Annotated in this window: 12 protein-coding genes; 6 read left to right on the top strand and 6 right to left on the bottom strand. The window is 49.3% G+C overall.

The genetic code is table 11. The features are described 5' to 3' along the window. Window positions 1–9: 9 nt before the first annotated feature. Window positions 10–492 carry an Rrf2 family transcriptional regulator gene (locus KNQ06_RS12855; protein WP_215148525.1) on the bottom strand — a complete coding sequence of 161 codons (483 nt, stop codon included), beginning with the start codon at window positions 490–492 and terminating at the stop codon, window positions 10–12. Between the two features lie 208 nt (window positions 493–700). Between KNQ06_RS12855 and cydD the strand changes: the two genes are divergently transcribed. From cydD to KNQ06_RS12840, 3 genes are all read left to right on the top strand, one after another. Next, window positions 701–2431 carry a thiol reductant ABC exporter subunit CydD gene (gene cydD, locus KNQ06_RS12850; RefSeq protein WP_215148523.1) on the top strand — a complete coding sequence of 577 codons (1731 nt, stop codon included), beginning with the start codon at window positions 701–703 and terminating at the stop codon, window positions 2429–2431. Then, complete coding sequence (gene cydC, locus KNQ06_RS12845) at window positions 2428–4137, top strand: thiol reductant ABC exporter subunit CydC (RefSeq protein ID WP_215148521.1); 1710 nt, start codon at window positions 2428–2430, stop codon at window positions 4135–4137. The genes cydD and cydC overlap by 4 nt, the downstream gene beginning before the upstream one ends. A 125-nt stretch (window positions 4138–4262) precedes the next feature. Continuing rightward, entirely contained in the window at window positions 4263–4901 is a 639-nt protein-coding gene (locus KNQ06_RS12840; protein ID WP_215148519.1) for a cyclase, read from the top strand. Window positions 4902–4941: 40 nt separating this feature from the next. On the opposite strand, the gene kynB is transcribed toward KNQ06_RS12840, so the two are convergent. Genes kynB through kynU form a run of 4 tightly spaced genes read right to left on the bottom strand, consistent with a single transcriptional unit; the run spans window position 4942 to window position 9109 of the window. Further along, window positions 4942–5565, bottom strand: coding sequence for an arylformamidase (gene kynB / locus KNQ06_RS12835; protein ID WP_029343146.1), 624 nt, complete (start codon window positions 5563–5565; stop codon window positions 4942–4944). 13 nt (window positions 5566–5578) lie between these two features. Further along, entirely contained in the window at window positions 5579–6418 is an 840-nt protein-coding gene (kynA, locus tag KNQ06_RS12830) for a tryptophan 2,3-dioxygenase (RefSeq protein WP_215148517.1), read from the bottom strand. 23 nt (window positions 6419–6441) lie between these two features. Further along, a complete protein-coding gene (locus tag KNQ06_RS12825; protein WP_251133565.1) occupies window positions 6442–7821 on the bottom strand; it encodes an amino acid permease in 1380 nt (459 codons plus the stop codon). Between the two features lie 10 nt (window positions 7822–7831). Next, a complete protein-coding gene (gene kynU, locus KNQ06_RS12820; RefSeq protein ID WP_215148515.1) occupies window positions 7832–9109 on the bottom strand; it encodes a kynureninase in 1278 nt (425 codons plus the stop codon). 108 nt (window positions 9110–9217) lie between these two features. On the opposite strand from kynU, the gene KNQ06_RS12815 reads away from it, so the two are divergent. From KNQ06_RS12815 to KNQ06_RS12805, 3 genes are read left to right on the top strand one after another with little or no spacing between them, the layout of a single operon-like run. Further along, on the top strand, window positions 9218–9847 hold the full coding sequence (locus KNQ06_RS12815) for a TetR/AcrR family transcriptional regulator (RefSeq protein WP_215148513.1): 630 nt from the start codon (window positions 9218–9220) through the stop codon (window positions 9845–9847). A 49-nt stretch (window positions 9848–9896) separates the two neighbouring features. Beyond that, on the top strand, window positions 9897–10349 hold the full coding sequence (locus KNQ06_RS12810) for a DUF4385 domain-containing protein (protein ID WP_215148511.1): 453 nt from the start codon (window positions 9897–9899) through the stop codon (window positions 10347–10349). 27 nt (window positions 10350–10376) lie between these two features. Then, window positions 10377–10904, top strand: coding sequence for a DM13 domain-containing protein (locus tag KNQ06_RS12805; RefSeq protein WP_215148509.1), 528 nt, complete (start codon window positions 10377–10379; stop codon window positions 10902–10904). 60 nt (window positions 10905–10964) lie between these two features. Here the strand turns inward: KNQ06_RS12805 and KNQ06_RS12800 are convergent, their stop codons facing one another. Then, window positions 10965–12161 carry an MFS transporter gene (locus tag KNQ06_RS12800; RefSeq protein WP_149426640.1) on the bottom strand — a complete coding sequence of 399 codons (1197 nt, stop codon included), beginning with the start codon at window positions 12159–12161 and terminating at the stop codon, window positions 10965–10967. Window positions 12162–12436: the final 275 nt, after the last annotated feature.

Genomic DNA, 12436 nt, shown 5'->3' with positions numbered 1-12436 from the left:
TTCTGTTCATTAAAGTGTCATCATCCGGTTTGTGATTAACGCATGCAACCGTTCTAAATGTTCCGGTGGACAGGAGGCGTCGATTGCTTGACGGATCGAGCCGATCGATTCGCGCTTCAACGTCGATTGCCACGCCTCTTCCGCCTCTGTCATTAGATTCGAGAGTAGACCGATTTCCTGTTCCTGAATTCCCATCAAATCCTCGAAGACACCGCTTGACGCATACAACGTCTGTTTGCCCTCGATTGCCTGATAGACATCAAAGATTTGAATTTCGTCTGCCGGACGCCGTAAACGAAAGCCGCCTTTGACACCCGGTACGGAATACAACAGATCCGCTTGGACGAGTTTTCGTAAGAGCTTTTGGAAATAAGTCGGCGAGGCACCAAGTTGCTGGCTGATGAATTCACCGGGCAACACAGCGCGATCCGGAAGGAAGGTCAAGAGCAACATCGCGTAGACAGATTGCTCGACCCCGGTTTTCATTTGCATGAGAAGTCCCCTTTCGTTAAACGTAGATAATGTATATCCATAATAGTTTTATTCGAAAGAATTGTCGAGTCATATGCTCTCACAAAACCGTCACACCTTTTCGACAGCATCTGCATGGCATCCCCGTTCCGGATTCGGTATACTAAATGTACGATATGTGAAAATATTCACTAAAAGTCGTTCACACTTTGTGAAAGGACGTTTGTATATGAATCCATTAAAAGGAATCGTCGAGATTCCACGCAGTATTCTCATTCAATTCATCATTGCAGCTTTCCTGATGGGGGTTGCGGTCGTCGGTCAATCGTTTGGTATCGTGTTGACGGTCGATCGGATTTTCTTGAAAGAACAACCGTTTGAAGCCGTCATTCCGTTACTGCTCGTTGTCCTCGGGATGCTGTTGCTCCGGGTCGCCGTGACGTATTGGAACGGTCGTCTCGGTACGACGTTATCGGCACACATGAAGCAGGCGCTTCGGGAAGCGCTCGTTGCGAAATACACGGGTCGTTCGGTCGAGATGATGCTACAAGGGCAAGCGGGACAGAAGGTCAGTGTCTTGCTCGACGCTGTAGACGAGATGGACAGCTACTACAGTCAGTACTTGCCGAAAGTCGTCCAGACGACGATCGTTCCCTTGATGGTCTTGATCGCGGCATTCAGCTATGACTGGATCACCGGTCTCGTCATGATGATCACAGCACCGTTCATTCCGTTGTTCTATATCATCATCGGCATCATGACGCAAAAGCGGGCGGATGCTCAACTCGAGAAGATGACGGCATTCTCGGGAACTTTCCTTGATACGTTGCAAGGACTGACGACCTTGAAGTTATTTGGTCGTGCGAAACGACAACGTGACGTCATCGAAAAAAGCAGTCTTGATTTCCGGGATGCGACGTTAACGGTCTTGAAGCTCGCCTTCTTGTCGTCGTTGATGCTTGAGTTCATCTCGATGCTCAGCATGGGAATGATTGCACTTGAAGTCAGTCTGCGGTTGATTTTGTTCCAAAGCATTACCTTCATCCCGGCGTTCTTGATGCTCGTGTTGGCACCAGAATACTATCTTGCCTTAAAAGAGATGGGAGCTGCCTTCCATACGGGACGCGGTAGTGTCGCGGCAGCGAAACAGATCGCAGCCGAACTAACGGCAGACGATCGTCCTGTTGCCTTCGGTCAATCAGAACTTTCGATGAACCGTCCACCACGAATCGTCTTGGATGAAGTTGATTTTACGTATCAAGAAGGACGCTTTGCCTTACAAGACGTGACACTTGCGATTGAACCGTATCAAAAGGTGGCGTTGATCGGTCGCAGTGGTGCCGGTAAGTCGACTGTCTTGCAGTTGATTGCCGGACTCGCGGATCCAAAAGAAGGACGGATTCTGCTTGACGGGATTAATCGCAGTCAGGTGGAGGAAGCGAGTTGGTTCCGTCAGTTGAGCTACATCTCGCAACATCCTTATCTGTATGCCGGAACGCTGGCAGAAAACATTGCGATCGGTGAACTCCGTCAAGCGACGCCGGAAGAAATCTTTGAGGCGGCGCAGGCAGCAGGACTCGAGGAGTTGATTGCGACGTTACCTGAAGGGATTGACACAGTAATTGGAGAAGGCGGACGTGGTCTATCAGGTGGCGAGAAACAGCGCGTTGCGTTGGCACGAGCGTTCTTGAAACGACCGAACGTCATCGTCTTTGATGAACCGACGACAGGACTCGACGTCAAAACGGAGCGACTGCTCCAACAAGCGATCGAACAGCTTGGACAAACAGCGACAGTCATCACTGTCGCACACCGCCTGCATACGATCGAGCGCTCAGATCAAATCGTCGTCCTCGACGGCGGACGAATCGTCGATCGTGGTACGCACGATGAACTGCTTGGACGTGATTCGGAATATGCCCGGATGCGTAGCGTCCAGAGAGGGGAGGAAACACGATGAAGGAACTATTAGGAGTCTTTCGGTTGATGGTGCATCAAAAACGCGATATCGCCTGGTCGATCTTCTTCGGTGTCCTCGCTGGAGTGACGGCGGTCGGGTTATTCGCAGCAAGTGGTTACCTGATTTCAAAGGCAGCCTTATTGCCACCGATCCAGACGCTTGCCGTCCTGATTGCGCTACAAAAAATCTCGAGTCTGACACGTGCCGCCAGTCGATATGCGGAACGTTATTATTCGCACCGGGCGACGTTTACGATCCTCAGTGATATCCGGACGTCGTTCTACCGGAGACTCGAGCCGCTCGCGCCAGGAATTTTCGGCAAATACCGGAGTGGGGATTTACTTGCTCGGATCGTCGGGGACGTCGAGAGTCTGCAAAATACGTTCTTACGTGTTCTCTATCCACCGATCGTCTTGTTGCTTGTCTTCTTCTGTACGATCTTTTTCGTCAGTTTCTTCTCGTGGACGATTGCCGGGATTCTATTACTTGGTTTGATTCTGACCGGTTTCTTGATTCCGGGTTGGTTCGCGTACCGCGAACAACGTTTTGCACGCTCAGTTCGTGTCCGACGTGGTGATCTTTCGACAGAAGTGACAGAGTTGTTCCAAGGCTATCGTGACTTAAAGATTTACCAGCAACTTGATCAAAAAGAACAGGACTTGAATGCCGTCGCGAAACGGTATGTCGAGGAAGAAAAACGTAATGGGTTACACGCCGTCTCGAACTTGGCCTTGAATACGATGGTGACGCTGATCATCTCTTGGCTCGTTCTTGGTGTCGGTGCCTATCTCGTCGCGAGTGGACAGCTCGAAGGGGTCTTCCTCGCTTTACTCGTCATGACATCGCTGACCGTTTTTGAAAACGCCGCACCGATGGCGATTTTACCGGGCTTTTTCGAAGATAGCCGGCATGCTGCGAAACGACTTGATGAAGTCGTGACCGAGCAAGAAGAGCCAACTTATGACACGTTTGTTCTCAATCAGGCACCATCCTTTGAAACGAACGCGTTGACGTTCACTTTCCCTGATGCACCGCGTCCGGTCTTACGTGACGTCACCGTCTCGATTCCTGCTGGCAAGAAGACGGCGATTGTCGGGGCGAGTGGTTCCGGGAAATCCACGTTACTTCAATTGATGTTACGGATGTATCCGACAGACGGATTAACGATTGCTGGTCAAGACAGTCAGACGGTTGATCCGGAAGGACTTTGGCAACATGCGAATGTCGTCCTCCAACAGAATCATTACTTTTATGGAACGCTTCGCGATAATCTATTGCTCGCGAACGAAGCAGCAACGGACGAGGCGATGCGTCAAGCGCTCGATGATGTCGGATTAACGACGTTCGAATTAAACGATCGTGTATTTGAAAAAGGCGAGAACTTGTCTGGAGGAGAAAAACAACGCTTAGCAATTGCCCGTGTGCTTTTGCGGGAAGCGTCGCTTTACTTGCTTGACGAACCAACGTCTTCCGTCGATGCTTTGACGGAACAGATGATTCTCGATCGACTGTTCGCACGGGCAGCGGACGCGACACTTGTCCTTGTTAGCCACCGGTTAGCAGGTCTTGAAGCGATGGATCAAATCATCGTCATGGATCAAGGTCAAGTCATCGAAGTCGGAACGTATGCCGAATTGATGGCGCGACAAGGGGCGTTCTATGAATTAAAACAAGTCGAACAGTCCGTTTTTGCTCCAATTGGATAAAGATATAGGATTGGCGATGACCCAATGTGGTGCATCGCCTTTTTTAGTTTATAAGGGAGAGCCGAAAAAGACATGACAGTCTACTTTTGAAATGGTAAAGTCTAGAAAAAACGCGGAGGGATTTCATGCGCATTACACAATCATCTATCGTCGTCGATCAGACGACCGTTTCATATGATCATTTTCAAATGGGATCCAAACAGGTCTGCTTCTTGATCTCGGGAGCATCTTATTTGTACGACCATCCTTACTTCTACTACAGCCGGATGGCACTACTAGCTCGAGACATCGATGTCATCTGTATTCATTATGTGACGGAAGATTTATTTTCGATGTCAGACACTGAATCGAATACCTGCATGACACGTCGGGTCGACGCTGTCGTCTCTGAAGTGCTGGCGACACATACATACGAAAACGTTCAGTTCATCGCAAAGTCGTTAGGAACGATTCCGCTAGCGGCATTACTTGCTAAGCCGAGTCTACAGACAGCACGCTTTGTCTTCTTAACACCCGTCCTGACTGAAGTGGCTGAACAAATCGCCAATTCGTCGCAAGCTGGACTCCTCGTCATCGGAACAGCCGATAAGTTTTATGATGAAGCGGCACTTGAAACGTGTCGCACCTCACAACTGACGATTGATATCATGGAAGGAGCGAATCACTCCTTGGATCAAGGATTCGAGGTTGATCCATCGCTTGCGGTCCTAGGACATGTCGTTCGTCAAATCGAAGCCAGTTTGTTCGAACCACTACCTAAGTAACAAAAAATCCGTCCAGCAGAGCGCCTGCTGGACGGATTTTTTAGTATGGACGAAGTAAGGCACGGACGGGACTACCGTCGCCGTCGACGAGCGGAAGTGGAACAGCGTTGAGGTGGTAATCACCAGGCGTGATCGCATCAAGGACGAGTCCTTCGAGGATATGGACTCCATGCTGCGCCAGTGCGTGATGGGCCGCCATTTCCTTACTATCGATCGCATCGACGCTTGGTAAGTCGAGACCAATCAGCGAAATCCCGAGTTCTCCGAGACGCTCAGCAAGACTTGGCGTCAAGACGGGAATCGTTTCTGGGAAAGTTGATTTGTCGATCCAACCATCTGTTTTGATGATCAAGCGCTGGACATCATTTAGCTCAAAGCCATCTAAATCAGCGGCTGTGATTTCTGTACGACCTGGTAAGTAAATGACGCGCGCATGTCCGATGTAGAGATCCGGATCAAGATCGATGATTTTTTGTCCGGCATCGTCAAAATGAAACGGCGCGTCGACATGAGTGCCAGTATGCAGACTCATCGTTACCTTTCCGACGTTAACGGAACCGGTGTCTGCCTTATTCCATGTCAATGTCGCTTCAAACGGTGTATCTCCCGGCCACGTCGTGACGTGGCGATCAAGTGGTTGTGAAACATCAATCCATCGTGTCATCGCTTCATCCTCCTCATAATGTCGTGCGGACTGACCACAGTTCCGGGAAGAATCGGTGGTCGAGCACACGTCGTAGATAACTGACACCAGAAGAACCGCCCGTTCCTGGCTTTTGTCCGATGATCCGTTCGACGGTACTCATATGGTTAAAGCGCCACATCTGTTGCTGGCTCCCGATATCGAGTAATTTTTCGCCGAGTTCATACAAATCCCAGTATTGTTCGACATCCCGATAGACGCTTGCCCAAGCCGCTTCGACACTTGCATTCGGCGTCCAGTCTTGCGTGACATCACGTTCGAGGACGGATTCGTCGATCGGTAGCCCATGGCGCGCCATCGCCCGGATTGTTTCGTCGTAGATGCTTGGTGTCTTCAGATCTTTCAGCATCATCGGATAGAGTGTTTCGTCATGCGCATACACTTTTAGCATCTGCTCATTCTTGAAGCCGAGCGCGAATTCGATTTGACGGTTTTGATACGATTGAAAACCGGATGAGTGACCAAGCGCGTCACGGAATTCCAGATATTCGGCAGGGGTCAAGGTCGACAAGACATTCCACGACTGAATCAACTGGTGCTGAATCTTTGAGATACGTGCGAGCATTTTAAAGGATGATTCGAGATCATCGTTTGCGACCGCTTGCGTCGCTGCTCGCATCTCATGCAGGATCAGCTTCATCCAGAGTTCGCTCGTTTGATGAATGATGATGAACAGCATCTCGTCATGATGCCCCGATAAGCGATGTTGACTCGTAAGCAATGGATCTAGTTGTAAATAATCCCCGTAGGACATATCTTTTTTAAAATCCGTTTGAATCGATGCTTCAATAGACGTAGGATCTGTCTTTGTCATTCCCATTCAGCCCCTTTATCATGTTAATTCAGTTTTCGTTTTTCAGCGGTCTGTGGTTGTTCCGGATGCGCCCGTTTCCAGAAGAAATAGGCGATCGATAAGAACACTAACCACGGTACGCCAAACTTCAAGACGATTTGGAAATCCGTGAACCATGTCGTTAGGACGAGTGCGAATAATAGCAACGCACCGAGGGCAGTCAGATAGGGATAGCCCATCATCCGAACCGGTAACGTCCGTCCACCTTCACGTTCCCAGGCTTTACGGAAGTACAGATGGGAGATGAAAATCATGAACCATGTGAAAATCGCCCCGAACATCGAAATTCCCATCATGAATGGATAAGAAACGCTCGATTGACTGCTGATGATCCCCGCGAGAAAAATCCCAAGTGTCGACAAGGCGAGTGCGAAGAGCGGTACACCTTTTCGATTCAAACGCCCAAATACTTTTGGCGCATACGTTGCCTTCGATAACGAATACATCATCCGTGTCGAAGCATACAGTTGACTGTTCATCGCAGACAGCGCCGCCGTCAGGATGATGAAGTTCATGATGCCGCCTGCATACGGAATCGATAGCATCTCCATTACTTTAACGAACGGACTTTGATCGACACCGCCTGCTTGTTGCCACGGGACGATCATCAACATCAAAGCAATCGTGATGACATAAAACGTCGAAAGACGGAAGACCGTTGCTTTTAATGCTTTCGGTACGGCAACGTCCGGGTCCTTCGCTTCACCAGCGGTTACGGCAATCAATTCCGTTCCGAGGAAGCTGAACAGAGAGATGAAGATCGCAATCCAGAGACCCGAGAAACCGAATGGCATGAAACCACCATCATTCGTGAAGTTTTGTGGACCAATCTCAGGACTTGGACTACCGATGACCAAGTAGGCACCGAGCAGGATGAATAGCAAGATGGCACTGATTTTAATGACTGAGAACCAGTATTCGAAGGTCGCGAACGTATTGACTGTCGTGGCATTGATGTAAATCAACGCGGCAGCGAATACGAGAATCCAGACGACTCCGGGAACGTCCGGGAACCAGTATTTCATATAGATGGCAATCGCACTGACTTCAACGCCGATCGCGAGAACATTTGCGATCCAGTATGAATAGCGGACGAGAAAACCCGCATATGGACTAATGTATCGTTCGGCAATCGTACCGAACGAGCCAGATGTTGGATGAGCGACCGTCATTTCAGCCAGACAGCCCATTAAAAGTAGGACGATGAAGGCGCCGACAGCGTAACTGATCAAAACGCTCGGTCCGGCAAGCCCGATCGCAAGTCCACTTCCGAGGAAAAGACCGGTTCCGATCGCACAGCCCATTGCAATCATCGTGAGTTGGCGTGTCTTGAGTTCACGCCGTAGTTCAGTAGGTTGTTCCATGGTGTACTCCTTAAGCAACGACTTCGCGTTCATTCGCGAAACGTTCGTATTCTTTATCTTTCATGATTCGTTTGAGTGTCGCGACGACGTCATAGACATCGGTAAACGTATTATAGAGCGCGACGGGTGCTAGACGGACGATGTTTGGCGCCCGAAAATCGGGAATGATCCGATTTTCCTTGAGTGCTTTACAGATCCGTGCTGCTTCCGGGTGCTCGAGGCTGAGATGCGCCCCGCGGCGTTTATCGTCGATCGGATTTCCGATGACGAAACCGTACGGTGTGAGTTCCTGCTCGACGAGTTCCATCATGTACTGCGTCAACGCGAGTGATTTCGTCCGAACGGCTTCGATACCGACTTCGTCAAACATCTCTAATGCACCGATTTGTGGAGCGAGACTTAAGACGTGTGGTGTCCCGATCTGGAAGGCACCGGCATGTGCCGCCGGTGTCATCGTATGATCCATATCGAACTGCTTATCCTTCCGCGAACCAAACCAGCCCGTCAGACCAGGCAACGTTCCGAAATGACGTTCGTGGACGAATAATCCACCAACCGTTCCAGGACCACCGTTCAAGTGTTTGTAATTACACCAGTAGGCAAAGTCGACGCCCCAGTCATGGAACGCGTGGGGAACGGCTCCGACGGAATGACAACCATCAAAACCAATCAGGATGCCACGGTCATGTGCCGCCTTCGTCAAACGCTCCATATCGAGAATTTGTCCACTTCGGTAAAGTACCGCCGGCAAGACGATTAACGCGATATCATCCGTCATCGCGGCGATGATATCGTCTTCTTCTAAAAAGCGACCGTCCCGACTCGGTACTTGGATGAGATGTGTCTCCGGATCCAGACCACGTAAGCGAAGTTGGCTTTGGAGGGCATAGATATCCGACGGGAACGTCAGCGCATCCGCTAAAATCTTATCTCGTCCTTCTGTTGGTTGGAAGAATGTCGCGACGAGTTGATGGAGATTGACGGTCGTCGAACCAGTGACCATGACTTCTTCAGCTTGTGCGCCGACGAGCGGAGCGTTGAGAGCAGCGAGACGTTCCGATAATTCAAACCAAGGATGACGTCCTTTCATCCAGCCATTGATTCCGAGTTCTTTCCAGTCTGATAGCGACTCGAGCAACGTCTTCTCGGCACGCTTCGACAATAAGCCGAGCGAGTTTCCGTCCATATAGATACTACCCGGTTGCAGATAAAACTCATCACGATAGGCAGCGAGTGCATCTTGCTCATCCTGAGTAACAGCATCGGTCCGTTTTGCTTGCAGTGTCATACGTCATCCTCCTCAAATGAATGTTCAATCAATTTTGACAAAAGCGTAGCAAACAAATTGACATTGTGTCAATATTATCGAATAGAGAAAACAAAAGGAGTGAAGGACATGTCATCTTCTCAACCAGAAAAAATCGATAAACGTCATCTGCGCACAGTGCGGACACGCGAGAAACTGTTGAGTGCGGCACGTGACGTCTTCTTAGAACAAGGGTTTCAAACGGCAACGATTTCACAAGTGATTAAACAAGCTGGCGTCGGCTACGGAACGGCTTATGTCCATTTTGAAGGAAAAGATGAGCTGCTCGTCGTCTTGATGGAAGATGTCATGAGCCGCTTCCACGCGATCGCGGAACGAACATTCGAACCGACGACGCCGCTAGAGGCAAAGGAACGCATCGTGACGCAAGCGACGGATTTCTTGCGTCTCGCGGAAGAAGAACGAGCGATACTACGGGTTGTCGAACAAGCAATCGGTGTTTCTTACATCGTCCGTGCGAAATGGAAAGCGATTCGGGAACGCTTCATTGATCGGATCAGTCAGGATATTCAATATGCGCAGGAGACAGGACTCGCGCGGCAGGATGTCGATCCGAAACTCGTCGCCCGTGGTTGGTTCTTCGCGAACGAGATGTACTTATTCGAAGTCGTCCGTGAAGAGGCGACAGCGACGATCGAAGAGATTGCACATGTCCTAGCAACGATTTATACGCAAGGACTCTACCGGATCGAGGATTGATGAACGGACGGGAAGGGAACGTTTCGAAGTAGAAGGGAGCGTGACCGGGATGCCGTTTGATTACGAGCTTGATTTCAAGACGACGGATTTTCGCAAGGAGCCGGAAAAGTACCGAGTTGGACGCGGGGAGCAAGGGGTCTTACTCGTCGAACCTTATAAAAGTGAGATTTTGCCGCATTGGCGTTTTAAGACGCCGGACATCGCGAAGGAATCGTCTGAAAAAATTTATGAGATGTATTTAGCTTATAAAGAAGACGGAGACTTCGTCGGTATGGATATGGCACGGAAGTTCATTCAGATGGGGCATACGCGCGCACGACGTTACGCGAACTATAAGGGTGGGCGTAAATATAAAGATAAAGAGACCAAAGAATTGCACACGCGCGAGATCGACGAAGAAAAAGCAAAATCTGCGGCCATCTTCCAAGAAAAATGGGATTTGATTCGGGCGGATGAAGAGTACTTGGCGTTAAAACGGGAACATCAAAAACAATATGGTTAAATTGCGATTCTCTAATAGAGGAATGGAGTGGAAGTAGTGCGAACAGGATCAAAAGTCATCGTGGGAATCGTCATTGTTTTCGTACTGGCTTTAGTTTGGTGGCTCGCATCACCTCTTTTTTTGAATGAATCAGTCGATGAAGGACTGCCACCAGGTTCTTCGACAGTGGAACAAAAAGAGGAGGAAAACACCCCCGAAACGTCACAACCTTCTCCTGAAGAAACAGAAACTGTATTTTCAGGTACATTCATGAACGGTGAAAAAAATTACAAAACATCAGGGGACGTTAAGACGCTAACTGTAGACGGTGCATTGTATCTACGTTTTGAAGATTTTCAAACGACGAACGGTCCGGATCTGTTTGTGTATTTGGTCGAACCCGGTGAAAATACAGCAGATGGAATTCGTCTCGGTGCCTTAAAAGGGAATCAAGGAAATCAGAACTATATGATTCCAAAAGACGTCGATTTGACGAAACATAGCCGTGTCGTCATTTGGTGTCGTGCCTTTGATGCTGACTTTGGAACAGGTGATTTAAAAGCAATGAATGAATGAATGAATGAAAAAGCAATGCGCTTCCGAATAAAAAATCGGGAACGCATTGCTTTTTTGACGTTAAGAAGTTTGTTCGACTTTTTTAATTAAACGCGATTGACGTTTCTGCCAGATGAACGATCCGATGAACGTCACGACGAGGAAAATCAGACCGAGTGCAAACGGATAGAGAATATTGACGTCATATAGGACACCCGCAAGCGTCGGTCCGAGCACGTTCCCGATGCTCATGTAGGCGTTGTTCATCCCCATAGCAAAGCCTTGCTCATTACCAGCGAGTTTTGAAATCATCGTATTCAAGACGGGACGTAAAATTGATGTCGCAAGGAAGATGACAAGGGTAATCGCAAAGAATCCACCGTAACTTGATGTCAATAATGACAATAGGAAGCCGAGCGCTGCGATGAACAGGAATAGGTTCAAGACCTTTCCTTCTCCGAGGCTACGTGACAGCTTATCGACGATGAAGATTTGAGCAATGACACTGATGATCCCGGTCGACGTCACCATGATCGCGATGTCTTTCGGTGAAGCACCGAATTGGTCATCGACGAATAGACCAAGGACTGATTCGTATGCCATGAGACCGAAGCTCATGACGAGTGTAATGACGAGCGGTACGAAGTACGGTTTCTTAAACGATGTCCCCAGTTTCTTAAGCATCGACCCTTCGTCTGGTGCCATCGCTGTCGCATCGTGTTGTTCGCTTTCTTGAAGTAACAGGACGCTGAATAAGACGGCAAGACCCGAGACGATCGCTGAGACGAGGAGTGGCAATTTTAAATCGTATTCGGCGAGGAATCCACCAATTCCAGGACCGATGACGATTCCGAGTGACATCGCAGCTGAGACGTAACTGTTTCCTTTTGCGCGTTGATCCATCGTCGTGATGTCCGCGACGTAAGCAAAAATCGCTGGAATCAGAAGTGCAGCACCGGCACCGCCGATTGCGCGCGAGATGTAGAGGACCGTGACGGAATTGGAGAAGTAGAAGACAAACATCGAGAGCGTCAAGCCGATCAATCCATAGATGATCATCTTGCGACGACCGTATTGGTCCGCCCATTTTCCGGCAATCGGTGACATGACGAGTTGTGCTCCGGCAAAGATGGCGATCATTAACCCAGCCGCCGTCCCACCTTGTCCAATTGACGCTAAGTAAGCGGGTAGAATCGGAATGATGATCCCGAAGCTCCCGACCGCAATAAACATATTGATCATGAGGACCGTTAATTTTTTTCGTTGATCCGCGTGCAAGGGGACCCCTTCTTTCGACCCGCTTTCTGTAAGCGGTTATTTGTTTCACCTTCATTATCTTAGATTCAAGCTAAAGTGCCTGTCAACGCAGACGAGTCGAGGATTCGAAAAAGGGGCTGACTCAAAAAAGAATGACGCGTCTTTTCACGCCCTTTCCTCAGGCGAGACACAAGCCAGTTTTCCTGCTTCATTTAAGCAGGAAAGCGGGTCTTGTTCGTCTCTGACAGCGCATAAATGCGCTTTTCCTGTAGGAGTGGCGTGTGACGCGCCATTTT

It is taken from the genome of Exiguobacterium sp. s91, assembly GCF_018618915.1.
Lineage (GTDB): Bacteria > Bacillota > Bacilli > Exiguobacteriales > Exiguobacteriaceae > Exiguobacterium_A > Exiguobacterium_A abrahamii.
Note: the sequence above shows the minus strand (reverse complement) of the source record. Positions and strands in the feature narration are given on the sequence as shown.